This window comes from Ruegeria sp. B11 (genome assembly GCF_056539785.1).
In genome coordinates this window covers 123,290-146,171 of the sequence record NZ_JBQFVO010000005.1, presented here as the reverse complement: position 1 = coordinate 146,171, position 22,882 = coordinate 123,290, and the positions used below count along the sequence as shown (strand labels likewise).

General features: G+C 56.9%; 20 protein-coding genes, 1 tRNA gene and 1 pseudogene. 16 read left to right on the top strand and 6 right to left on the bottom strand.

From position 1 onward, the window contains the following. Positions 1-145 precede the first annotated feature (145 nt). The 6 genes from cobS to ACR0I1_RS16655 all read left to right on the top strand — a co-directional run bounded on the left by cobS (position 146) and on the right by ACR0I1_RS16655 (position 7,480). Positions 146-1,132 (top strand): cobaltochelatase subunit CobS, encoded by a 987-nt coding sequence (cobS, locus tag ACR0I1_RS16680; protein ID WP_010437533.1) that lies wholly within the window; start codon positions 146-148, stop codon positions 1,130-1,132. A gap of 121 nt (positions 1,133-1,253) precedes the next feature. Continuing rightward, positions 1,254-3,131 (top strand): cobaltochelatase subunit CobT, encoded by a 1,878-nt coding sequence (gene cobT, locus ACR0I1_RS16675; protein ID WP_170392695.1) that lies wholly within the window; start codon positions 1,254-1,256, stop codon positions 3,129-3,131. Between the two features lie 265 nt (positions 3,132-3,396). Continuing rightward, a complete protein-coding gene (locus ACR0I1_RS16670; protein WP_480707360.1) occupies positions 3,397-4,563 on the top strand; it encodes an alpha/beta hydrolase in 1,167 nt (388 codons plus the stop codon). A 77-nt stretch (positions 4,564-4,640) separates the two neighbouring features. Then, positions 4,641-6,431 (top strand): aminopeptidase P family protein, encoded by a 1,791-nt coding sequence (locus ACR0I1_RS16665; protein WP_480707359.1) that lies wholly within the window; start codon positions 4,641-4,643, stop codon positions 6,429-6,431. Positions 6,432-6,494: 63 nt separating this feature from the next. Further along, entirely contained in the window at positions 6,495-6,839 is a 345-nt protein-coding gene (locus tag ACR0I1_RS16660) for a DUF427 domain-containing protein (protein ID WP_170392698.1), read from the top strand. Positions 6,840-6,925: 86 nt separating this feature from the next. Further along, a complete protein-coding gene (locus tag ACR0I1_RS16655; protein WP_170609811.1) occupies positions 6,926-7,480 on the top strand; it encodes a DUF333 domain-containing protein in 555 nt (184 codons plus the stop codon). A gap of 89 nt (positions 7,481-7,569) precedes the next feature. Here the strand turns inward: ACR0I1_RS16655 and ACR0I1_RS16650 are convergent, their stop codons facing one another. Next, a complete protein-coding gene (locus ACR0I1_RS16650) occupies positions 7,570-7,950 on the bottom strand; it encodes a hypothetical protein (protein ID WP_480707358.1) in 381 nt (126 codons plus the stop codon). Positions 7,951-8,184: 234 nt separating this feature from the next. On the opposite strand from ACR0I1_RS16650, the gene ACR0I1_RS16645 reads away from it, so the two are divergent. The 6 genes from ACR0I1_RS16645 to ACR0I1_RS16620 all read left to right on the top strand — a co-directional run bounded on the left by ACR0I1_RS16645 (position 8,185) and on the right by ACR0I1_RS16620 (position 11,310). After that, positions 8,185-9,060 (top strand): carbon-nitrogen hydrolase family protein, encoded by an 876-nt coding sequence (locus tag ACR0I1_RS16645; protein ID WP_480707357.1) that lies wholly within the window; start codon positions 8,185-8,187, stop codon positions 9,058-9,060. 90 nt (positions 9,061-9,150) lie between these two features. Next, positions 9,151-9,369, top strand: a complete 219-nt coding sequence (gene infA, locus ACR0I1_RS16640; protein WP_005978431.1) for a translation initiation factor IF-1 — start codon at positions 9,151-9,153, stop codon at positions 9,367-9,369. 10 nt (positions 9,370-9,379) lie between these two features. After that, positions 9,380-9,958 (top strand): Maf family protein, encoded by a 579-nt coding sequence (locus ACR0I1_RS16635; RefSeq protein WP_480616262.1) that lies wholly within the window; start codon positions 9,380-9,382, stop codon positions 9,956-9,958. Beyond that, positions 9,955-10,977 carry a ribonuclease E/G gene (locus ACR0I1_RS16630; protein WP_480707356.1) on the top strand — a complete coding sequence of 341 codons (1,023 nt, stop codon included), beginning with the start codon at positions 9,955-9,957 and terminating at the stop codon, positions 10,975-10,977. Before ACR0I1_RS16635 ends, ACR0I1_RS16630 begins: the two co-directional genes overlap by 4 nt. Further along, positions 10,974-11,156 carry a DNA gyrase inhibitor YacG gene (locus ACR0I1_RS16625; RefSeq protein WP_170513305.1) on the top strand — a complete coding sequence of 61 codons (183 nt, stop codon included), beginning with the start codon at positions 10,974-10,976 and terminating at the stop codon, positions 11,154-11,156. The genes ACR0I1_RS16630 and ACR0I1_RS16625 overlap by 4 nt, the downstream gene beginning before the upstream one ends. Before the next feature lie 79 nt (positions 11,157-11,235). Further along, positions 11,236-11,310 (top strand) — tRNA-Phe (locus tag ACR0I1_RS16620). 66 nt (positions 11,311-11,376) lie between these two features. On the opposite strand, the gene ACR0I1_RS16615 is transcribed toward ACR0I1_RS16620, so the two are convergent. Together ACR0I1_RS16615 and ACR0I1_RS16610 are read right to left on the bottom strand one after the other, a co-directional pair. Then, positions 11,377-11,688 carry a tyrosine-type recombinase/integrase gene (locus ACR0I1_RS16615; RefSeq protein ID WP_480707399.1) on the bottom strand — a complete coding sequence of 104 codons (312 nt, stop codon included), beginning with the start codon at positions 11,686-11,688 and terminating at the stop codon, positions 11,377-11,379. A 334-nt stretch (positions 11,689-12,022) separates the two neighbouring features. Then, complete coding sequence (locus ACR0I1_RS16610; RefSeq protein WP_480707355.1) at positions 12,023-12,829, bottom strand: class I SAM-dependent methyltransferase; 807 nt, start codon at positions 12,827-12,829, stop codon at positions 12,023-12,025. 229 nt (positions 12,830-13,058) lie between these two features. On the opposite strand from ACR0I1_RS16610, the gene ACR0I1_RS16605 reads away from it, so the two are divergent. The 4 genes and pseudogenes from ACR0I1_RS16605 to ACR0I1_RS16590 all read left to right on the top strand — a co-directional run bounded on the left by ACR0I1_RS16605 (position 13,059) and on the right by ACR0I1_RS16590 (position 19,440). Continuing rightward, complete coding sequence (locus ACR0I1_RS16605; RefSeq protein ID WP_480707354.1) at positions 13,059-14,333, top strand: adenylate/guanylate cyclase domain-containing protein; 1,275 nt, start codon at positions 13,059-13,061, stop codon at positions 14,331-14,333. 577 nt (positions 14,334-14,910) lie between these two features. Then, positions 14,911-15,090 (top strand): annotated as a pseudogene (locus tag ACR0I1_RS16600) (Arm DNA-binding domain-containing protein); the annotation flags it as partial. Then, positions 15,085-15,525 (top strand): tyrosine-type recombinase/integrase, encoded by a 441-nt coding sequence (locus tag ACR0I1_RS16595; RefSeq protein WP_480707398.1) that lies wholly within the window; start codon positions 15,085-15,087, stop codon positions 15,523-15,525. The pseudogene ACR0I1_RS16600 and the gene ACR0I1_RS16595, both read left to right, overlap by 6 nt. A gap of 822 nt (positions 15,526-16,347) precedes the next feature. After that, positions 16,348-19,440 (top strand): hypothetical protein, encoded by a 3,093-nt coding sequence (locus ACR0I1_RS16590; protein ID WP_480707353.1) that lies wholly within the window; start codon positions 16,348-16,350, stop codon positions 19,438-19,440. A gap of 225 nt (positions 19,441-19,665) precedes the next feature. Here the strand turns inward: ACR0I1_RS16590 and tcuB are convergent, their stop codons facing one another. Genes tcuB through ACR0I1_RS16575 form a run of 3 tightly spaced genes read right to left on the bottom strand, consistent with a single transcriptional unit; the run spans position 19,666 to position 22,812 of the window. Next, positions 19,666-20,736 (bottom strand): tricarballylate utilization 4Fe-4S protein TcuB, encoded by a 1,071-nt coding sequence (tcuB, locus tag ACR0I1_RS16585; protein WP_480707352.1) that lies wholly within the window; start codon positions 20,734-20,736, stop codon positions 19,666-19,668. Then, on the bottom strand, positions 20,726-22,120 hold the full coding sequence (tcuA, locus tag ACR0I1_RS16580) for an FAD-dependent tricarballylate dehydrogenase TcuA (protein WP_480707351.1): 1,395 nt from the start codon (positions 22,118-22,120) through the stop codon (positions 20,726-20,728). Before tcuA ends, tcuB begins: the two co-directional genes overlap by 11 nt. A gap of 11 nt (positions 22,121-22,131) precedes the next feature. Next, positions 22,132-22,812 (bottom strand): GntR family transcriptional regulator, encoded by a 681-nt coding sequence (locus ACR0I1_RS16575; RefSeq protein ID WP_170392730.1) that lies wholly within the window; start codon positions 22,810-22,812, stop codon positions 22,132-22,134. Between the last annotated feature and the right edge of the window lie 70 nt (positions 22,813-22,882).

The following is a 22,882-nucleotide window of genomic DNA, read 5'->3' as shown; positions in this document are numbered from 1 at the left end:
AACCCGCGCCATCATAAGGCCAGTTTCAAAGAAACATCCGGCTAGCGTGATCCGACCGCCTCTTTCCCTTGCCCTTGCCCGCAATATGTTGCACCACACACGGGTTCAAACCCGGTGAACGGGCCAAAGGATAAGGACAAGGCACATGGCTGACGGATCGATCGACATCAACGCAAAACCCACCGAGGACATTTCGGTTCGCGAGGTGTTTGGCATTGACAGCGATATGGCAGTCAAAGGCTTTGCCGAACGCAGCGACCGCGTGCCGGTCATCGACCCGACCTACAAGTTCGACCCCGAAACCACGCTGGCGATTCTTGCGGGCTTTACCCATAACCGCAGGGTGATGATTCAGGGCTATCACGGCACCGGGAAATCGACCCATATCGAACAGGTCGCCGCCCGTCTGAACTGGCCCGCCGTGCGCGTGAACCTCGACAGCCATATCAGCCGGATCGACCTGATTGGTAAGGACGCGATCAAACTGCGCGACGGCAAACAGGTCACTGAATTCCACGAAGGCATCCTGCCCTGGGCTCTGCGCAACCCGGTTGCCATCGTGTTCGACGAATACGATGCGGGCCGCGCCGATGTGATGTTCGTGATCCAGCGCGTGCTGGAGCATGACGGCAAGCTGACCTTGCTGGACCAGAACGAAATCATCACGCCGAACCCCAACTTCCGCCTGTTTGCGACGGCCAACACCGTCGGTCTGGGCGACACCACCGGCCTCTATCACGGTACACAGCAGATCAACCAGGCGCAGATGGACCGCTGGTCGCTGGTCTCGACGCTGAACTATCTCAGCCACGATGCCGAGACGATGATCGTTCTGTCGAAAGCGCCGCATTACAACACCGCCGAGGGCCGCAAGACCGTCAGCCAGATGGTCACGGTTGCCGACCTGACCCGGACCGCCTTCATGAACGGCGATCTGTCGACTGTCATGAGCCCCCGGACCGTGATCAACTGGGCGCAAAACGCCGAGATTTTCCGCAACATCGGCTATGCTTTCCGCCTGTCCTTCCTGAACAAATGCGACGAGCTGGAACGCCAGACGGTTGCCGAGTTCTATCAGCGCTGCTTTGATGAGGAACTGCCGGAAAGCGCGGCGAGCGCGAGCTTGGGCTAAGCAATATGAATTGCGCCCTGCGGGGCGCAATGCCTCCGGCGGAGGTATTTTTGGCCAGATGAAGGGGGATCCGGTTTCGCATTGATGCGGCGGGTCACTGCAACACAAAGGGCGATTGAACATGGTGCAGAAGAACGACAATCCTGCTGATCCGTTCAAGAAGGCTCTGGCCGAGGCTACTAAAGTTATGGCCGACGACCCCGAATTGTCGGTGAGCTACACTGTTGATCCATCGGGCCTGTCGGGCGAGTCGATGCGTTTGCCGCAGGTCTCACGCCGGATGACGCGCGAAGAGGTTCTGTTGGCGCGCGGGACGGCAGACGCGTTAGCTTTACAACGCAAATATCATGATGACGCGACCCATGCGCGATATGCCCCTCCGGGTGATATGGCACGGGATCTTTATGAGGCGATGGAGACCGCCCGGTGCGAGGCGATGGGTGCGCGGGACATGCCCGGCACCGCGTCGAATATCGACGTCAAGATCGGGCATGAGGCGATCCGGCGCGGCTATGATCAGTGCAAACAGCCTGCGGATGCGCCATTGGCTGTGGCGGCGGGTTATCTGATCCGGCATCTGGCCACCGGGCGCGACATGCCGCCTGCCGCCGAGAATGTCATGAACCTGTGGCGCGGATTTATCGAGGAACAGGCCGGCGGGACGCTGGAAAACCTTGACGAAATCCTTTCGGACCAGGCCGAATTTGCCAAGTTCGCCCGACAGATGATCAAAGATCTGGGTTACGGCGATCAGCTGGGTGATGACCCGGATGAACTGGACGACGAACAGGAAGATCAGGCCGAAGAAGACGCCGAAGAGCAGCCCGATCCCGACAGCACCGGTCAGGATGATCAGGACGAACAGGACGCCGATGCAACCCCTGAACAAACTCAGGAAGAACAGCAGGACCAGTCTCAGGCCCAGGTCTCGATGGACGAGATGGCCGAGGATGAGATGGGCGATGAGGCTGAAATGCCCGAGGGCGAGGCTCCGCTGGAACCCCCTGCTCCTCCGCCCGCATCCGAGGCTGATCCGGACTACAAGGTCTACCTGAACACCCATGACGAAGAGATTGCTGCCGAGGATCTGGCGGAACCGGCTGAACTGGAGCGCCTGCGGGCGTACCTTGACCAGCAGCTTGAACCGCTGAAAGGCGCAGTGAGCCGTCTGGCCAACAAGCTGCAACGCCGCTTGCAGGCACAGCAGAACCGGTCTTGGGAGTTCGACCGCGAGGAAGGCATTCTGGATGCCGGACGTCTGGCGCGCGTCGTGGCCAACCCGACCACGCCACTAAGCTTCAAGGTCGAAAAAGATACCGAATTCCGCGATACGGTGGTGACGCTGCTTCTGGACAATTCCGGCTCGATGCGGGGCCGTCCGATCTCGATTGCCGCGATCTGTGCAGATGTCCTGGCGCGGACGCTGGAACGTTGCAACGTCAAGGTCGAGATCCTGGGCTTTACCACCCGGGCCTGGAAAGGCGGTCAGGCGCGCGAGGCGTGGCTGAACGATGGCCGCCCGCAGCAACCGGGGCGTCTGAACGATCTGCGCCACATCATCTACAAAGGCGCCGATGCCCCATGGCGTCGCGCGCGACCCAATCTGGGTCTGATGATGAAAGAGGGCCTGCTGAAGGAAAACATCGACGGTGAGGCGTTGGAATGGGCGCATCGCCGGATGCTCGCGCGGCGTGAGGCCCGCAAGATCCTGATGGTGATCTCGGATGGCGCGCCGGTCGATGATTCAACGCTCAGCGTGAACCCGGCGAACTATCTGGAAAAACACCTGCGCGACGTGATTGCGATGGTGGAAAAACGCAAGATGGTGGAATTGCTGGCCATCGGGATCGGCCATGACGTGACCCGCTATTATGATCGCGCCGTCACGATCACCGATGTCGAGCAGCTTGCGGGTGCTATGACCGAGCAGTTGGCCGCACTGTTCGACAGCGACCCGCGCGCCCGCGCGCGCGTGATGGGGATGAAGCGGGCCAGTTGACGGCCCTGCTTCGACAGTGCAGACTTAGTGCCATCCAAGCCAGTTTTTGCACCGCTGAAGGCGACTTTGCTTATGGTGGCGTAACGGATAGCGCATAAGCGCTATATCGAAGGGCAGGAACATCATTCGTTCTCCTGTTTATCTGCTTGGATAGTGTCCCAACCCTGTCCGGCCTGCTTGTAGCTGGTCCTGAGATACGCCCTAGAAACCCTTGAGATTGTTGTTGAACCTTGTCGTTCCGCGAGAAACGGAGTGTATTTGCCCCATGCGCTATGAGTTTGCAGACTGTATTCTGGATGTGGATCGACACGTCCTGACCCGCCGGGGCGAGCCCGTCGCAATCGAACCTCAGGTATTCGATCTGTTGGTCCTCTTGGCCCAGCACCCAGGTAAGCTGGTGCCCCGGGACGAGATCATCGCGCGGGTATGGAGTGGCCGCTTTGTCTCGGATTCTACCATCAGCGCACGAATTGCAGCAGCGCGTAAAGCAGTCGGCGATGATGGCAAAGCGCAGCGGATCATTCGGACAGTCGTACGGCGCGGGTTGCAAATGGCGGCGGATGTGACCTGTGACGCCGACACCGATTCAGGCGTAGAAAACCATACGCAACGGCTGCGTTACGCGCGCGGTGCGAAGGGCCGCGCTGTTCCATACACGCTTTCCGGTGATGGGTTGCCGGTGCTGCGCATCGGTTCGGTCGTGCACGATCTGGAGGCGGAATGGCGCATCCCGTCCGAGCGTACCCGGTTACAGGACATGGCAAACCGTTTCCGCCTGTTACGCTACAACAAGGACAATGACGTCAGCTCAAACATCGATCATCAGGCGGTGTATGACCGCAGAATAGAAGAAATCCTGACCGTCGTGAATGCAGCGGGGTTTGACCGCTTTTCCATTCTCGGTGAAATGGGCGGCACCTTCCCTGCCCTACACTTCGCCGCAAGATACCCCGAGCGGATTGACAAGCTGGTTATCTCCGGCGGATGGGCTGAAGGGCGAGATTACCGGGAAGACACCAAACAACCCGACTCGATCCGGTCACTGATCGCGGAAGGCTGGAACAAGCCGGGCAGCGGCTATGCTATGGGCGCTGAATTCAGCTATTTTCCCGAAGGTCCGCTGGATAGCGTTCGGCACATGGTGAATGAATTGCAGACACTTTATTCAAGCGAGGAAAGACTTCACTACCGTGACATCGCCAATAGCACCTCGGTGCTGCAACTTCTTCCGATGGTGCAATGCCCCACTCTGGTTCTGCACGGGCGGCACACAGCCGTTCACCCCCTGTCCGAGGCGCGCAAACTGGCGGCTGGAATCCCCAATGCCTCGCTTGTGATCCTTGAGACCGGCAACCAGATACCATTGCCTGGAAATGAGGCCTACAACCCGTATATCCAGGCCATTCAACGCTTTCTTGAGACAGAAGAATAGTGTGCGCCGGGGCGCTGGACATTTCCTACCGCAGGCCGCAGGTTTGCGCGCAGCAAGACCGACGAATGAGGCCGCCCATGTTCCAGAGTTTCGAAGTGACCGCACGCCCCGAGCAAGGCCCACCACGACTGGCCGCTTTGCGGGACGAGCTGGCGCGCGAAGGCCTGCAGGGCTTCCTGATCCCGCGTGCGGATGCGCATCAGGGTGAATATGTGGCCCCTCGGGATGAAAGGCTGGCCTGGCTTACCGGATTCACCGGTTCTGCGGGGTTTTGCGCGGCGCTCACGGACATTGCCGGGGTTTTCATCGACGGGCGCTATCGCACTCAGGTAAAGGCCCAGGTCGCACAGGATTACACGCCGGTCCCATGGCCAGATGTCAGCCTGAGCGCCTGGTTGAAAGAGCAATTGCCAAATGGCGGCAAAGTCGGGTTTGATCCGTGGCTCCACGCTGCAGGACAGATTTCGTCTGCACAGAAAGAGCTTGAAGGCAGCGGCGTCGAACTGGTGCGCTGTGATAACCTTGTAGACCGAATTTGGGCGGATCAACCCGACCCTCCGATGAATCCTGTCAGGGCACATCCGATTGAATTTGCAGGTGAAAGCGCCGAGAGCAAAATCAAGCGCCTCGCGAGTGACCTGCAGAGCGCAGATCGTGCGGCAGCGGTGATCACCTTGCCGGATTCGATCATGTGGTTGTTGAATATCCGCGGCGCGGACATCGCATACAACCCTGTGGCCCATGGCTTTGCCATCCTGCACGGTGATGGGCGGGTGGATCTGTTCATGGCCGCTGCCAAACTGACCGGGATCGGGGATCATCTGGGCCCGCAGGTCACCCAACACCAACCCGACGCGTTCCTGACAGCGGTTGAGGCACTTGAAGGCAAGGTACAGGTCGATCCGGGAACGGTTCCGCAGATCGTAGCGGATGCGTTGGGGGACCGTATGGTCGATGGCGGCGATCCCTGCGCCCTGCCCAAAGCCCGCAAGAACCCGGCCGAAATCGCAGGCACGGCCGAGGCACATCTGCGAGATGCCGCAGCGGTGATCGAACTGCTGTGTTGGCTGGACGCGCAGAAGCCCAGCACCCTGACCGAGACACAGGTAGTAACGCGGCTGGAAGAAAGCCGCCGCCGGGACAACGCGCTGCAGGATATCTCATTCGACACCATCGCGGGCACCGGGCCGAACGGGGCCATCATGCATTATCGCGTGACCGAGGAAACCGACAGCAGGCTGGAAAACGGTCACCTGCTGGTGCTGGACAGCGGTGGGCAATATCTGGACGGCACCACCGATATCACCCGCACAATTGCAATCGGCGATGTTGGGGATGAGGAGAAGGCCTGCTTTACACGCGTCCTCAAAGGCATGATCGCCATGTCGATGCTACGCTGGCCTGTTGGCTTGGCAGGACGCGATATCGAATGCGTAGCGCGGCTGCCGCTGTGGCTGGCCGGGCAGGATTTCAACCATGGGGTCGGTCATGGGGTCGGTACCTATCTCAGCGTGCATGAAGGCCCTCAGCGCCTGTCTCGGGTCAGCCATGTCCCGCTTGAGCCGGGTATGATCCTGTCGAACGAGCCGGGATATTACCGCGAGGGTGCTTTTGGCATCCGGCTTGAGAACCTTGTCGTAGTGGAAGAGGCCCCAAACCTGCCCAGCGGTGACGACGAACGCGCCATGCTGAACTGGCGTACGCTGACTTATGTCCCAATCGACAGGCGTTTGATTGTAGTCGAAATGCTGACACGAGAGGAACGTGCTTGGCTGAACGCCTATCACCGCGACGTGGCGGAAAAAGTCCGGCCAAGGCTGGGCGACGCCGCTCAACTGTGGTTGGATGCCGCAACCGCACCGGTCTGACACCGGATTGTTACATAGTTTGGGCAGAGGAGAAGCCCTGACACGACGAGGGAAGGAACAGGAATGACAGACACCATCACGATCCGCAAAGCACCGGGCAAATGGAGCGTCCGTTCAGGCGGCGCGATTTTGGGTGAAACCAACAACGCGCTGGAACTTCTGGAAGGCGACAAAGACCCGGTTATCTACTTCCCGCGTGCGGACATTGCGATGGCCTTTCTGGATCGGACCAACAAAGTCACCCAATGCGCAGGCAAGGGAGACGCCACGCATTTCTCGATCGTAAACAAATCCTCAGTCACCGAAAACGCCGCTTGGAGTTATGAAAACCCGATCGACGCGGTGGCCGAAATCAAGGATCACTTGGCCTTTTATCCCGCAGACTCGATCAAGGTGGAACAACTCTGATCCAAGTATCCGTGCAGGACCGGATCGATCTGCAAAACGGCGAAAATCCTCAGAACCTGCCCTGTCCACAATGTTGCGAGGTGACCATGACAAAGCGTCTATTGAATTCCGCAGGCCCGATTGCGGCCCTGACGATGGCCTTTTCAATGGCCCTGCCCGCCGCAAGCTCTGCCAACACCGGTCTGGCCAATCCCGCGGCAACATATTGCATCGCGCAAGGCGGGCTCTACGGTATACATGACGGCCCGGACGGTCAGAGCGGTATCTGCCAATTGCCCGACGGCACCCGGATCGATGCCTGGACCTATTTTCGTGAACACCATGCGGGCGCGGATGGCAGCAAGCCGGTCGGCCTTGCAAATCCCGCCGCCGTGTACTGTGGCTCAATTGGAGGCGAATATGACCTGACCACGTCTCGCTGCGCACTGAGCGACGGTACGTCCGCCGATGCATGGGAGCTGTACCGCAAGGCACATGGAAAAACGCATCAGGTGGTGAACCCAGCAGCAGCCTACTGCCTTGAGACCGGAGGCAGCTACAAGATCAAAGACACTGGTTCGGGTCAGGTGGGTATATGCACCAAGCCGGACGGCACCTCGCAGGACGCATGGGCCCTGTTCCGTGCGGAAAATCCCGAGTGATCCGATCCGGTAATCAAGCCCGACATCCACACCCAAAATGAACTTGAAGCCCCGATTGAGCCGCAGTTTACCGACGATCAGAGCGCGTGTTAGTGACCGTTTTGCGACAGCCTGATCGCGTCCATTAAGTCGCCTTGGCTAATTTTCAGGTTTTCCTGCAACGCAAGCATATTATCTGGCTGCTGATTACACTGGGGTTCGCCTTCCTCGCTTTCGATGAAGGGTTCGAGATTCACGAAGGTCTGGACAAAGCGTTTCACCGCTTTTTCGGGATTTCGCAAACAAGCCTGACCGACCAGATCGAGGACATACCTGATCCCCGGATTTGCCCTTCTGGCCGCATCCTTGGTGCACGATGCCGTTACAAATGACAACGCCTTGTTTCTGTGAGTCGATATCCCCGGGGCCAATGTTCTTGATGTAAAACGGCCCCTTCGCGCGCTTGAAGAAGTTGCAAAGTTGATGCCCAAGGTGGAGTTCCTTGCCTGTTTCGTTCAGGTTCTTCGATAGGTCAACTCGACCTCTGATCAGCCATTCGATGCAATCTCTGCACCGGCGGCCGAGAAAGCCTGCCAATAAACACACACCCGCCTCGAAACAGTAAGTCGCAACATAGGTTTCAGAACCACCCGCGCCGCGATTGCAGTAGCCCTGGACGATCTGCTGTTCTAGTGTCGCGCAGCGACCAGACATAGGACTTGGGAATGAAAATCGCCACCGCCGCCTACGACCTCGATTGGCTCGATAGTTGGGCTCAATATGAAGACAAGCTTGAGGCATGGGTTTCCGAGGCCGCAGGACAAGGTGCCGACCTTCTGGTCTTTCCCGAATACGGCGCGATGGAGTTGTCGACGCTCGACGGCCCTAAGGTGGCAGGTGATCTCGAACGCTCAATCCGGGCGGTTTCCGACCGGATGGAAGATGTACAAGTTGTGCATTCGCGCCTTGCAAAGATGTACAACACATACATTCTGGGGGCTTCCGCCCCGGTCATCGACGGACCAGGGCGCCCGGTGAACCGCGCAATGTTCTACGCTCCTGACGGTCGTCTCGATCATCAGGACAAGCAGATCATGACACGGTTTGAACGCGAGGCCTGGGACATCGCCCCGGGCGGTTCGTTGAAGCTGTTTGATACCGCATTGGGTAAAATCGGCGTTCTGATCTGCTATGACAGTGAGTTCCCTCTCTTGGGTCGGACCCTGAGAGAGGCCGACTTGATCCTCGTACCATCCTGCACCGAAGCCCTGTCCGGGTATTGGCGTGTGCGGATCGGCGCCATGTCTCGTGCCCTTGAAAATCAATGTGTTACGGTAATGTCATCGTTAGTTGGCGGCAATGAATGGTCCGAAGCAGTCGACATGAATACCGGCATGGGTGGCGTGTTTGGCCCGCCCGATATCGGGTTCCCACCGACGGGAGTGCTTGCCGAGGGCACGCTGAATACCGCCGGCTGGACCTATGCCGAGGCCGACCTGTCCACAATTGCAAACGTCCGCGCAGACGGGTGGGTGTTGAACCGCACGCACTGGACCGAGCAAGACGCTCGGGTCGATTCAGTCACAATATCACCCCTTTAGGTGACTTCGCCCTTGAAATAAGGCCGAAATAGGCTCATTTAAGCGCACGATCTGCAGATTCTGCAGGTGCAACCTAATGATGGAGACAACATGGCCAAGGAAGATACGCTCGAATTTCCCGGTGTCGTGAAGGAACTCCTGCCTAATGCGACGTTTCGGGTCGAGCTGGAAAACGGCCATGAGATCATCGCACATACGGCAGGCAAGATGCGCAAGAACCGCATCCGTGTTCTGGCCGGCGACAAAGTTCAGGTCGAAATGACCCCATATGATCTGACCAAGGGTCGGATCAACTATCGCTTCAAGTAACGCTTCGTACATGGCGTTTATCCTCGGATCGGGCAGCCCGCGGCGGCTGGACCTGCTGGCGCAGCTTGGCGTTCAGCCCGATGCGATCCGTCCGCCGGATATCGATGAAACGCCGCTGAATGGCGAACTGCCGACCCCCTATTGTAGCCGCATCACCCGGCAAAAAGTTCAGGCTGTTCAAGCTGATAGCGATGATATCACCTTATGTGCTGACACAACGGTCGCACTGGGTCGCCGCATTCTTGGCAAACCCGAAGACGCGGGACAAGCTGCTGAGTTTCTGCACGCCCTGTCCGGCCGACGCCATCGGGTGATCACTTCGGTCGCTGTGCGGCGCGGGGATAAAATCCTCCAGCGTGACGTGGTTTCTCAGGTAAAAGTGAAACGTCTGTCCGACAGCGAAATCAATGCCTATCTTGCGACGGATGACTGGCAGGGCAAGGCCGGAGCCTATGCAATACAAGGTCCTGCCGGTGCGTTCATCCCGTGGATTTCAGGCTCGTTCACCGGTATCGTCGGCCTACCCCTGTCCGAAACTGCTGCACTGCTGCAAGGCATCGGCTATCCCTTATATCGCGAGGTTTCATGAAGGGTCGTACCATCATTCTGGATCATATTCAGGGACGCGAAGCTGCAGCTCTGATGGTGGATGGTGTTCTCGACGATTTCCTGATCGCCACAGATGCCCCTGCGCCAGGTACGATCTACCGCGCCCGCGCCGATCGCCCGGTCAAAGGTCAGGGCGGCATGTTTCTCACCACACCCGACGGCCCGGCTTTTCTGAGGCAAGTCAAAGGGTTGTCGCCCGGTGCTTTGCTACTGGTGCAGGTGACTGGATATGCCGAGCCCGGCAAAGCCATACCCGTCTCGAATCGTATTTTGTTCAAAAGCCGCTTTGCGATCGTGACACCTGACGCGCCCGGCCTGAACATCTCGCGCCGAATCCGTGATGAAGATATGCGCGACCAACTTCTCGAAATCGCGCATGAGCAAATGGGAAACAGCACGCACGGCCTGATCCTGCGCTCGTGCTGTCAGGCGGCGGATGCAGATGAAATCGCTGAAGATATCTCAGCCATGCTGGTACTTGCCGAGCAGGTATTGGCTGATACGGGCAGTGAACCAGAATTGCTGAGCGAGGGCGATGGTCCGCATATCCTGGCCTGGCGTGATTGGACGGACCCGGCCGAGGTCGTGACCGCATCCGGCGGATTTGAGGACCACGGTGTCGTTGATGCGCTCGATGCAGCAAAGGGGATTTCCGAAGCGCTTCCCGGTGGAGGACACCTCTATATCCAACCGACCCGCGCGCTGGTTGCGGTGGATGTAAACACCGGCGCCGACACATCTCTCGCGGCGGGAACCAAAGCTAACTTCGCCTGCGCCAAAGCCCTGCCGCGCGCCCTGCGCGTGCGCGGGTTGGGGGGGCAGATCACTCTGGACCTTGCACCGATGCCCAAGAAAGACCGGAGGGGTTTCGAATCGGCCTTGCGGTCGGCATTCAAGTCCGATCCTGACGAGACGATTTTGGCCGGTTGGACCCCGCTTGGCCATTTCGAACTACAGCGCAAACTTGGTCGTATCCCATTGACGGAGATTCTGAAATGAGCTGCCCGATCTGCGGAGAAGATACCCAGCAGGCCTTTCGACCATTCTGCTCCAAACGCTGCGCGGATATCGATCTGGCAAAATGGCTAAACGGTTCTTATGCGGTGCCATCGCAACGTGAAGAAGACGCCGAGACGACCTCGGAACCAACCGAAAGCCCCACGTCTCGCCCGCATTGAAAAAATGTCAAAAAGCCTCTGGACACTGCCTGTGGCAAGTCATAGAAGGCCTCCACCCAATGGCAAACGCCATTCCCGTGCCCGGGTAGCTCAGGGGTAGAGCAGTGGATTGAAAATCCTCGTGTCGGTGGTTCGATTCCGCCCCCGGGCACCATAAAAATCAAAGGGTTAGACTTCATCTGGCTTGATGAATTCAAATGCACGTGTAATTCGTGTGTAATCAGGCCGAATTTTTCGGCTTCAGCCTGCGGATGTTGTCATGCTGTGTGCCGCTGACCCGCACTTCCAGCCGATCCATTGCGGCTTCGATGTGCGAGCCGCTTTGATGCGCGTAGCGTGCAACCATTGACAACGTCTTGTGACCGGAAATCCGCTGGACCGTAGGCAGGTCTACACCCGCCTGAACCAAATGCGTCACCGCCGTGTGGCGAAGGGTGTGAGGGGTGATCTGATCGCGACACCCATGTGCCCATCTTGTTTTCCGGCCCAGGCATTGAGCCGCAACGCGTCGCGCGCCGAGTGTGCACAACATCCATAGCATCTACTCTGTCCGCCTTGCTGACCACAGCGCGCCCAAATGGCGTAAGCGGCGAAGTGCTTCAAGAAGTCGTGCGTTAGAGAACTAGAATTTTTGCATTGATTGGTGCCATTGCGTTTACGCATGGAGACCTCTGAGTCAGCATTTTCGGTGCCTCGCCGCATAAAGCTCAGAATAGACGAAATCATTGGTTGGTGGGCAATGTCTGCTTATCATGCTCGGTCGAAACTCAACCGCTGTATCGTAGAACGGCTGCAAAAATAGGGCTAGGTGGTGCGAGATACTTTGGGCTAATTGCTACCGATCAAACGAAAACAGTATGTTCCAGCTAATCTGACTTACGAGCGGTCATAATGTAAGCGGTTGTTGGGAATACGGCAGTTCCATTGGATGTAGCGTATTTTCCTAGTTTCGGTTCGGCCTCAATCAACACTTCCGAAACCTTCTCCTCGCTAAGATGTATATCGAAAAGCGGTAACCATCCGCGAAGCTCAACTTCCACCATTGTTCGAGTGCTGGGAAAATTTGCACGTTCGGTTTTTGTTTCAAAATCAATATCTTCAAAGCCGGAAAGTGATAGCAGTTCAGCGACCTGATCCGGATTACCTAAACAGAACGGCAACCTGACTGCATCCCCTGCTGCAGAAGATACGTGTTCATCCAATACCGAAACGATGTCACCATACGCGGGGTTCTGATCGATGGAATGCCAGGCCGCTATGGCCAGTCTCCCACCCGGCTTGATCACCCGAAACATTTCATTGGCTGCTTTCTGGCGGTCCTGAAAGAACATGACTCCAAACTGAGAAACAACACATTCGAATGAATCATTACCAAATGGCAGTTCCTCAGCAGTACCAAAAACCCATTCGATTTTGGATTCAACTTCTCCTGCAGCAGCAATCATTCCGGGAGCTGGATCGAGACCAACCACGCGCCCTTTCTGGCCAGCACGCGCGAGTACATCTCTTGCAAGCGCGCCCGACCCGCAAGCAATGTCCAAAACATGGTCGCCGTCATTGACACCTACTCCATTTACTAGGTGCTTGGTCCAAGGGGCAAAAAGAGCTGGGACGAAAAGAGTTTCATATCCGCGGCCAGCCTCAAGTTGTTCTTGGGTTGCTTCAACCGCCATTGATTTGCCTCCATACTAGAGTTTTCCTGCCCTACCATATCACGATGTTTTTTCTGCTTTGATAAATCCCTCGGGTGGACACAAATGATGTCCGCTTCGGGCCCAAAGCGGTCACTCAGCCAAATTCATTGAACGACTGCATTGCGGACAAAGCGGCCACATGGGCCGCTCAACAATTCAAATGACATGCGCGGTCGTCTATTACAAAGTGCAGGTTGAGGAGTGCGTCATGTCCGATGTTTTCGACCGTATTGCAGACTGGTTGCAAAAGCTGGCCTTTTTCGACGGCGATGTTGGTGGCCTGGTTGAGCATCTCAGTCACAGGCTGATCGACGGCGGTGTGCCAGTCGCGCGGGTTTCGCTGGGCCGTCTCATGATGCATCCCGTCATCGGACTGGTCGATGCAACTTGGGATGCATCAACGGACCGCATAGACTGGACTGTCATGCCACGGAGTTCAGTGACCGATGACCTTTTTGACAAGGCGCCGTTCGGCGAAAACACCAAGCTGACCGCCAAAATAGCCACTAAGTTCTTTCAAAGTGATATCTGGGATCTGGCCGACGGGCTGGTCGGCGAGACGGAAATGATGCCGGTGCTGCGTGCCAATCTGACCGATCCGTCAACCCGTGACAAATATCCGATTTACCAGAAGCTGGCTGCATCGGGCATCACCGATTACCTGGTATTTTCCGTTCCGTTTGGCAAACGGAGCATTACCTTCGAAAGCGGCACTCAGTGGGTACTGGGCGCTTCGGTGTCCTTCGCGACAAAAAGGCGCTCCGGCTTTACACAGCGGGAAATCGACGGCCTCACGCGACTGTCGATACCACTGTTTGGCACCGTCCACGTCTTCACGGAGCAGTTCCTGGCGGCTGAACTGATGGAGGCCTACCTGGGCAGGATTTCAGGCCGATCCGTCTTGAACGGCCAAATTTCGCGTGGCGATGTCCGCGAGATCGATTGTGCACTTCTGTTCAGCGACATGCACGGCTCTACGGCCCTGAGCCAACGCCTGTCACCGGGTGACTACGTGGCCGCGGTCAACCGGTACTTTGACTGTGTCGCGGGTGCGGTACACGACCATGGTGGCGAGGTGCTGAAGTTCGTCGGTGATGGATTGCTCGCGATTTTCCCGTTTGATGGTCATCGGCGGCTGCCCGAGGACATGTGCGAGGCAGCCCTGTCGGCGGCACGGGAAGCGTTTCAAAGGCGCGAGGAAATTGAGCCCGAGAAACGAACGGATTTTGGAATCGGCCTGCACATGGGCGCGGCGATCTACGGCAACGTGGGAACTGAAAGCAGGCTGGACTTCACGGTGACCGGGACTTCCGTCGCAATGGTCAGCAGGTTGGAGGGGCTGACCCGGTCCGTTGATGCACCCATTCTTGCAACGAGCGAGTTTGCCGAACTTGTCACCGAAACACCCAGCACTTTGGGATCACACACCTTGCGCGGTTTCGACGATGGCGTGGAAGTCTTCTCATTCGAACCCCTGGTTTGACAGCCCACCGCTCCGGTAATTGATGCAGAGTTACCCGGCGGCCGATGTCCGCTTTGGGCTCAACGCGGCCATCTGAGCGATATTGTCAGATGACTGCTTAAGGACCGTTTGCGGTCGTCGCCTTTTGGTGAATGTAAACAAGTTGGCAACCTCCGACGAATGCTTGTGTAATTTTTGTGTAACTCGGCCCAGATTGTTCTGGGTTCGTTCGACATAGACTGGACGTGATAAGGTAGTCGCTTGGAAGAATGGTCTTAGCTCTTCAAGAATATCTGGCATTATTGGTACAGTTCGGATGCTCGGGGCCAATAATTGAAAATCCTCGTGTCGGTGGTTCGATTCCGCCCCCGGGCACCATACCAACATCCAAGATCATCCGAGTTCGCCCGAACTAACTGATATTGTTTAAAATTCGGAGACTGACTGTCCAGCGTGTTCCGCATTTGTCCAATTCAATCCGCCAGAGTTGTTGGTATTATGCGGGGTATCAACAATACATGTGATTGAAATGCCTCTGACAGATATGGCCTTAAAAAACATGAAGCCTGAAGAACGTTCCTAAAAGCGGTCAGATGCACATGGGCTCTACATACTAGTAGAACCAAACGGGTCTATGCTTTGGCAGAAGCATTATCGCTTCAACGGTAAGCAAAAAGTAATGTCATACGGACCTTATCCGTTGATATCGTTGAAGGAAGCCCGAGAGAAGCGCGACAATGATCGCAAACTTCTGTTGGAAGGTATTGACCCGATGGCCGTCAAGAAGGAACGCAAACTTGCTTCAGAGCGAGCTCAGCGTGGTCGCTTCGACATCTTGGCTGGCGAACCCTTGGAGAAAAACAAGGCTGAAGGTCGCGCAGAAGCGACAATGAAAAAGAAAGCCTGGCTGATCGAGATTGCAAACAAAGACATCGGCGACCGTTCAGTCATGGAGATTACGCCCAGCGACGTTCTTGCGGTACTGAAGAAACAGGAGCGCGCCGGAAACATTGAGACGGCCAGTCGTCTGCGAACAACAATCGGAGAGGTCTTTCGATACGCAGTTGCATGCGGTCTAACCGAAAACGACCCGACGGCGTCGTTGAAAGGTGCATTGATCCAAAAAAGAGTTCAGAACAGACCGGCAATCACAAACCGGGATAGGTTGGGTGAATTGCTCTGCGCTATCGAAGACTATTCCGGCTATCGATAAACTCTTGGTTTCACTCCAGCTTTTAACGTAGGTTGGAGCGGTAGACCATCTCAGAGACCATTTCGCCGAAGTACACCTTTGTGAAAGAAGGTGTTTTTTTCTTCAGTCACCGCATCCACAAGGAGCTTTGCCGCTATTACTTTTCTTCTTGGATCGCATTTTCTTTGCGTGCTCACTCGGCAAACGTAGAGGCGACGAGAACAAGAAGAGCGGCTGATCAACTGCATGAGTATTGGTTTCATCTGAGGTCGCAGGATATGCAAGTGCCTGGAAAGCATATGTTACGACTCGGCGCAGCCAATTCTGCCGCAACGCCGGTTGTACTGAACGAGACTTCTGCTGCCTCTGTACCGTTGTCAGAGGCAGTCGAGATATACCTTACACAGAGGGGCCAAGGACGCCCCGTAACATTTCACAAGGGTGCTGAGAGAGCGTGTGGTTATTCATAGCTTCCTAGTCTGATGCCCCTCTTCTTCATCAACACAGTGATTACATCCGCAATGGCGTTGTAAATTCGATGCCAGTTGTACGGCGCTAACCGTTACATACCCGCACCTACAGCTCGCATTGACCGAGAGCCTCGGGTGAGCGGCGATAGCAAAACAAAGGTGATCGCGCCTTCCGGCTTAGCGGGCAGATTTTTGCGGGAATCGACAATAAATGTTACGATAGCTTTGTTGGCAGGATCGCCGCTGGGTCTCTCCGGCCATCGCGCTTCGTTATTCTTTTTTTATTACAACAAGTTCTTTTTCTTTGCCGTTCGGCCGGGCGATCCGGGGCCTCTGGGCCAGCGTTTCAGAATGCTTTTGAACGGAGGCAGACATGCCCGAAACAGTATTTGAACGCGCGCCAGACGGCGCAATCATTGGACTTCAGCATCATGGCGACCCTCTTGGAGGGCGTTCTAAAGGAACCAGTGCGCTGGATGTGGCGCAGGCTTATGCCGCCGAAGTGGCGGGGCTTTACCGGATAAAGCCCGATTTTCTTGACAGGCTCGGCGAGAGTGTTTCAGGCAAGTATAATCGCGAGGAGGGCAGCAAGCTGCGGCTGGAAGAAGCCAAGGCAGTACAGTCCTTTCTGGTCTACACATTTCGTCAGACACATCACGGCATCCCGGTCTGGGAGCGCGGTCTGACACTGCGCATGGCCGGCCCAGACAATGTGGTCACCGGTTCGTCCTCAAGTGTTGCAGCCGATATCGAACTCAGCAACGCCCCTACTCCGCCTGCTGGCCGCGACAAACAAGCTGGCACGGTTCTGCGCGAAGCTGTGAAAGGGGCCAAGTTCACAAAATTTAAGGTTAATAACACCCGGGACTTTGTCTATCGCTACGACGCAGAACATCGCCTGCCACACAAAGAACCGGGCGAGATCGAAGGGGCCGAGTTAACCCCGCTGCCAGAGATTGGTCGTGTACCAAAGGGCATCAAGGACGGCGAATGGCGTTTCGTAAGCCTTGTGCATTTTGGCTGCAAAATTCCCGACTACGGAGAGCTGAACTGGCGAGCGCTGGTCGATTGGGAGACCGGCGCGGTGCTTTACATCCGGCCATTGGTGGGGTGTGTTTCGGGCTACGTCTTCACAGATGACCCGATATCACTTTCAGGAGATTCAGAGCTTGATCCGACGGCCCCGGTTGCGCTTTTGGATGCGCAACGCGAACTGGTGGCGCTGGAACGGTTGATATTACCGGGCGGTGGCGCACCGGTGGAACTAAGCGGCGAATTGGTGGCGGTACGTGATCTCGACACACCGAACATCGCCCCACCGACTGAAAACGCCGGTGCCGCATCGATCTTTGATTATCCCGCCGACAGCGACGATTTCGCGGCGGTCTGTGCGTACTACAACCATGATTTCCTGTATCGCTTCGTCCAGTCTTTGGGCTTCGATCTGCCCAGCTATTTCGACGGGGTGACCTTCCCAGTGGATGTTGATCACCGCTGGTTCAATCCCATTGCAGGACCGGTGAATGCTCAGGCGCCAGGCAATGCCATAGGCAATGGTGTACTACGCTTTCGTTATGCGCTTGCGGCAAATGGCTCCACAGTCGGCATGGCCACAGACTCGCGCGTATCGGCGCATGAATTCGGGCACGCGGTGCTATGGGATCATCTCAATTGGCCCAATTTCGGCTTTTGTCATGGCTTTGGTGACGCGCTGGCGGCAATACTCTACGATCCTCAAGGTATTGCGCCGGATCGTTTCCGTACCTTCCCCTTCAGTAACCTGATCACCCGGCGATGGGACCGGTCGGTCGCCTCGGGTTGGGGCTGGGGTGGCACGATGGACGTGGGCGGATATCGGTCGACCGAGATCAATGCCACTACTTTGGGCCGAGTCTATCGATCTCTCGGAGGTGATTCCACAGAACTCGACGACAGGCTGCATGCCAGCCGCTACACGATCTATCTGATCCTGCAGGCGGTGCCGCTTTTGGCCGGGATCGTGCCCAACACAGTCGAAGGTTTTTCCCGCGCCTTGCAGGAATCAGACGAGAACACTGCTCAATTCGACGGTGCAGCCGGAGGCTGGGCACACAAAGTGGTACGCTGGGGCTTTGAGAAACAGGCGCTCTACAACGGATCCCCGCCTGATGTTGACGTCTTCATTGATGACGGACGGCAGGGTGAATACCCTTGGCACCAACCGGGCAACAATGCTCCCGGCATCTGGAATCGGCACCGCCCTGACGGCGGCACCGACCACGAGACTCCGCGCCGCTGCGTCGAGAATTATCTGTATGTCCGGATCGGCAATCGCGGCAACTACCCAGCCCAATCAGTGACTTTGTCATTAGCCCGCGCGACCGAAGGCAAGGGCACCACATGGCCGGATGACTGGGATCCGCTGATCGTAGGCGAACCTATCGGCCAATCAGTGCATTGTGGCGACGAAGTGATCGTCGGCCCGATCCCATGGTGCCCCGAGGACCTGTGCGAGGAATACATTCTTGCCAGCGTGGATACGCCAGAAGACCGCAGTAATGTCGAGACGATCGCAGGCAGTCTGCCTGTCGATCGACTGGCGCTTGGTGACAACAACGTCGCCCTTCGCCGAATGGAGGTGAACCGCGCCGAAGATGACACCCCTTGCTGCGAGGAGGAAGAACCGAAGATGACCTATCGTTACGCTGTCAAGTTCGTCTGCGGCTGTTCCAAGGGCCGCATTTTGTCCCAGGGCCGCTATCACACGGCAATCAACATCGGAAACGGCAGCGGCGATGCTGTGCGTTTTCGTAAACGGGTGTCGTCGGCCTTGCCAAACGAAAAACCGGGTAATGTCTCGGCCAGAACGAAGAACAAACTCGGTCCCTGGGAATCGATGGAGATCGATTGCGAAGATGTGGCACGACACCTGCGGGTGGCCGAATGCTGTTTCTTGAAAGGGTTTGTCTTTATCGACAGCGAAACACCGCTGGACGTGGTCGCGGTCTACACCGCTGCCCATGGTGAAGGCGAAGTGGAAACCATCGATGTCGAACCGGTCGTGCCTCGGCTGATCAAAAAGGTACCGCCCCCGCCACCGCCACCTCCGCCGCCGCCCCCACCCGAGGACAAGCCGGACCTGATCCCGGTGCAGCCCTTCCCTCCCGGCCCGCCACCCTTCCCGGCTTGGTATTGTGAGGAGCCGCGCAAGTTGAGGATCATTGTGCGTAACATTGGTGCAGGGGCTGCCGGGCCTTCGACCACGCGGGTCGATTTCTTCCAGAGCGGCGTGGTGGTCGATCTGCCGACACCAGCACTGGGGCCAAACGGGGATGAGACCACGCTATCGCTCGAATTCCCGGACGAGGTCAAAGGTGGCGAGCAGATCCCCTTCAAGATCACCGTCAATGCCAATCCGGCCGATGGTGTGACGGAGACAGACACCACCAACAACAGCGACTCTTCCTCCTGCGGCCTGGCCAGCTAAAGCAACTGGGGGTGGCCCGGGCCATTATCGGCCCGGGCTGCGCGATCTAGAGGTGCCGGTCGCAAGGCTGCATCATGATCGTGATTGCGCTCTACATACGGGAGGACAATTTGCTTCAACGACACCAAGATGGGACCGCCCTGTCTGATCCCAAAGTCAGACCTCAAGCTGCGATTTAAGTTTACTTTTCTACCGCTTCCCAAGGGGCGACAGGGTCGCCGCAGCCTAGTAACTATCTCTTCTCCGTTGCGCATCCTTGATAAGAGCAGCAAGCCGATAGAAACCGTGGGCCATCTTGGTGTAGGGCGTTAGCAGGAAGAATGTCAGGACCGATCCAAGATGAATAGCAAGCAACGCGGGCATCAAAGCCGTTGATCCGAAAGCGTAAAGAGCAAGTCCGCTAAAACCGACGAATCCCAGCAACAGGATGAAACCGATATCGCCGCCCCATGCCGAAGCATCACCGAGATTGCGATCGGACCTTTGCTTGAGAATTGCCATGGCGCAGCAACCCACTGTCAACAACACACCGCCGGAGATTCCGAATAGTTTGGGCAAAGACCAGAACCCGTACGGCGCATGCATTCCAAAGCCATAATGCATAACCGTTGCAATCGAGGTCGACGCGAAGCAAAGCAGGAAGCCATACATGATCGCGTGGTGAATATGACGTCGCGCCTGACTGAACCGGTCTTCTTCTTCAAAATTACAGCCTTCACCATGACCTGCGGCAAGATCCTGCATTTTACCCGCTCGTTTGAAGGCGGCCAGCAGGTCCGCCATTTTGATGGGTTTTCCCCCCACCTCGACCCAATAGCGCCTTAGGCTGATGGCAATGCTAAAGAGTGGCAGCAAGAATGCCGGAGCAAAAATCGCAACCATCGCATTATGCGACAGAACGGCATAAAACCCGTCCCCTCCGCTGGAACCTATCGCGCGAACTGCCCAGAACAACAGGGCAAATCCGACCACAAGTGCCAGCGCAATCGCCCCGCCATGGGTGTGAAATCGGCGCGCCAACGGCTGCGGCCATGCGAAGCTTTCCCAGCTGTCCCTCCGTACCTCGGCCAGAGCCTTCGGCAAATTCAGGTCGAACTCGTGCGGGGCTGTGTACTGGCAGGCGTAGTAGCAGCCGCGGCAGTTGTGGCACAGGTTGGCCAGTTGCGTGATGTCCCCATCCGAGAACGCGCGTTCCGCATGAAGCGACGGAAAGACCGAGCAATAGCCCTCGCAATAGCGGCAGGCGTTGCAAATTTCAGCCTGACGGCGGGCTTCCTGTATCAATTCAATTTGCATAAGCGGCGGCCTCACGTCCTGCGATGCGTCCAAAGACGGTTCCGATGGTCATGCCGAAACCGGCTAGATAACCTTGCCCAAGGATCGAGCCCGCCATGGTTTCGCCAGCCGCCCACATGTTTTTGATTTTGCCGTCGGCGCTCGAACATTGCGCGGCATCGTCGACTTTGAGGCCCAAATAGGTGAAGGTTACGCCCGTACGCAGCGAATAACCGTAAAATGGCGGCTCGGTGATCGGACGCGCCCAGTTGGTCTTGGGCGGGTTCAAGCCAGATGTTGAAACGCCGTCCAGCTCTGTCGGATGAAAGGCGCTGGTGTCTCCGCAGGCGGCGTTGAATTCAGCGATTGTTGCGGTCAACTTTTCGGCAGGCAGGCCCATCATCCCGGCCAGTTCTTCCAACGTATCTGCCTTCAGCGGTGGAAACACCGACGGCATGAACAGATTCAACGAATTGGCGTCGATGATCACATAGCCAACTTGATCTGGTTGGGCTGCCACCAAGCGCCCCCAGATTGCATAACGCTTGGGCCAGACATCCTCGCCCTCATCGTAGAAGCGCTCGGCATCCTTGTTCACGACGATCGAAAACGGCACACAATCCAGACGGGTGACAATACCACCGTCAAATTTCGGTGCACGCCCATCGATAGCAACGGCGTGGCATTGGGTCGGGTCGCCAACACTCTCGACGCCTTGGTCCAGAAGATCAGCCAGGACCACGCCTCGGTTATAAGGAGTGCCTCGGATCAGAAAGTTTTTTGCAGGCTCACCCCATGCACGGGTCAGCCAATCCGTATCGGCCTGAAACCCGCCCGAGGCGACGATGACTGCCTTTGGCATTATCCGGTGGTTTTGACCTTCATAGGTATAGTCGACCCATTCGATCCGATCCCCGTTCAGCTCCAAATGCGTGACGGCGGCTTCATACAAAACATCGATACCCAAACCCGCCGCAGTTCGGTAATAAGCATTCACCAGAGACTTCCCGCCTCCCATAAAAAAGGCATTTGTCCGCGCCAAAGAAAGTGTTCCGGAAAGAGAGGGTTGAAACCTGACACCGTGCTCTTCCATCCATGGCAGGCATTCCTCGGAAGTGCGGATCGCGAGGCGGGCCAGATGCTCGTCAGTTTTGCCGCCGGTGACCTTCATCAAGTCCGCGAGATATTCGTCTTCGCTATACTCTTCGATCAACGGGCCCAAAGGGCCACCATGCATGCAGCGAAAATTGCGCGTATGGCGCGAGTTTCCTCCGCGATAGGGTTTTGGTGCGGTTTCCAGTATCAGAACGCGGGCACCGGCTTCGGCGGCGGTCATCGCGGCGCATAAAGCAGCGTTCCCGCCACCGATCACAGCGATATCGTAAGCTTCCATTTGGGTGGCCATATCCTGTCTACCTAGTGATTTTCGTCGGTTGTCCGATCGCGTTCCTGCAACGCCCGGATACGCATTCGTTGTGCGGCCTGAATATGCCCGCGCATTTCTGTCTCGGCCGCCGCGCCATCACGTGCCTTCAGCGCGGCCATAATACGCCGATGTTCAGCGACTGCCGCTTCGGCCCGATCTCCGTCCAACAATTGCGACGGCCCAAGGATCAGCAGCGCCTTCTGCAAGGACAACATGGATTTCGCGAGAAATCGGTTCTTGGCTGCATCCAAAAGCGTGGCGTGAAATATCCGGTTGATCCGAGCCGCGTCTGGACCTGTGCCAGCCTCTGCCAAACGATCATTCAAAACATCCAACTCGTCCAATTCGACATCCGACGCCGCACGCGCTGCTAGACGGGCCGCAGTGCCCTCGAGCACTGCGCGCATCTCATAGAGTTCCATCACCTCGGCGTAATCCAGACTGCGGACGGTCGCGCCCTGCCGCGGTACATGCGTGACCAGGCCGTCGGTCTCCAGCTGCCGGATCGCCTCGCGCACCGGTGTTCGGCTGACACCCAACCGTTCAGACAGCTCAATCTCGCGCAGGCGCTCGCCGGGCAGAAGGGTACCCTCGCGAATCTCATCCAACAGGCGTTGATACGCCGAATTGCCTTGCGGGCCAGGCTGTAAGGGGTCGTCCTGAATGGTCATCGCGTGCTCACTTGTCTTCTTGCGTCCATTTGTATACATTTGGATACATAGTGAGTCAATATTGTCGGAA

Bases quoted from the DNA above. Each gene is read 5' to 3' on its own strand.
- cobS (WP_010437533.1), top strand. From the start codon at position 146: ATGGCTGACGGATCGATCGACATCAACGCAAAACCCACCGAGGACATT.
- cobT (WP_170392695.1), top strand. From the start codon at position 1,254: ATGGTGCAGAAGAACGACAATCCTGCTGATCCGTTCAAGAAGGCTCTG.
- ACR0I1_RS16670 (WP_480707360.1), top strand. From the start codon at position 3,397: ATGCGCTATGAGTTTGCAGACTGTATTCTGGATGTGGATCGACACGTC.
- ACR0I1_RS16665 (WP_480707359.1), top strand. From the start codon at position 4,641: ATGTTCCAGAGTTTCGAAGTGACCGCACGCCCCGAGCAAGGCCCACCA.
- ACR0I1_RS16660 (WP_170392698.1), top strand. From the start codon at position 6,495: ATGACAGACACCATCACGATCCGCAAAGCACCGGGCAAATGGAGCGTC.
- ACR0I1_RS16655 (WP_170609811.1), top strand. From the start codon at position 6,926: ATGACAAAGCGTCTATTGAATTCCGCAGGCCCGATTGCGGCCCTGACG.
- ACR0I1_RS16645 (WP_480707357.1), top strand. From the start codon at position 8,185: ATGAAAATCGCCACCGCCGCCTACGACCTCGATTGGCTCGATAGTTGG.
- infA (WP_005978431.1), top strand. From the start codon at position 9,151: ATGGCCAAGGAAGATACGCTCGAATTTCCCGGTGTCGTGAAGGAACTC.
- ACR0I1_RS16635 (WP_480616262.1), top strand. From the start codon at position 9,380: ATGGCGTTTATCCTCGGATCGGGCAGCCCGCGGCGGCTGGACCTGCTG.
- ACR0I1_RS16630 (WP_480707356.1), top strand. From the start codon at position 9,955: ATGAAGGGTCGTACCATCATTCTGGATCATATTCAGGGACGCGAAGCT.
- ACR0I1_RS16625 (WP_170513305.1), top strand. From the start codon at position 10,974: ATGAGCTGCCCGATCTGCGGAGAAGATACCCAGCAGGCCTTTCGACCA.
- ACR0I1_RS16615 (WP_480707399.1), bottom strand. From the start codon at position 11,688: ATGTTGTGCACACTCGGCGCGCGACGCGTTGCGGCTCAATGCCTGGGC.
- ACR0I1_RS16610 (WP_480707355.1), bottom strand. From the start codon at position 12,829: ATGGCGGTTGAAGCAACCCAAGAACAACTTGAGGCTGGCCGCGGATAT.
- ACR0I1_RS16605 (WP_480707354.1), top strand. From the start codon at position 13,059: ATGTCCGATGTTTTCGACCGTATTGCAGACTGGTTGCAAAAGCTGGCC.
- ACR0I1_RS16595 (WP_480707398.1), top strand. From the start codon at position 15,085: ATGGCCGTCAAGAAGGAACGCAAACTTGCTTCAGAGCGAGCTCAGCGT.
- ACR0I1_RS16590 (WP_480707353.1), top strand. From the start codon at position 16,348: ATGCCCGAAACAGTATTTGAACGCGCGCCAGACGGCGCAATCATTGGA.
- tcuB (WP_480707352.1), bottom strand. From the start codon at position 20,736: ATGCAAATTGAATTGATACAGGAAGCCCGCCGTCAGGCTGAAATTTGC.
- tcuA (WP_480707351.1), bottom strand. From the start codon at position 22,120: ATGGCCACCCAAATGGAAGCTTACGATATCGCTGTGATCGGTGGCGGG.
- ACR0I1_RS16575 (WP_170392730.1), bottom strand. From the start codon at position 22,812: ATGACCATTCAGGACGACCCCTTACAGCCTGGCCCGCAAGGCAATTCG.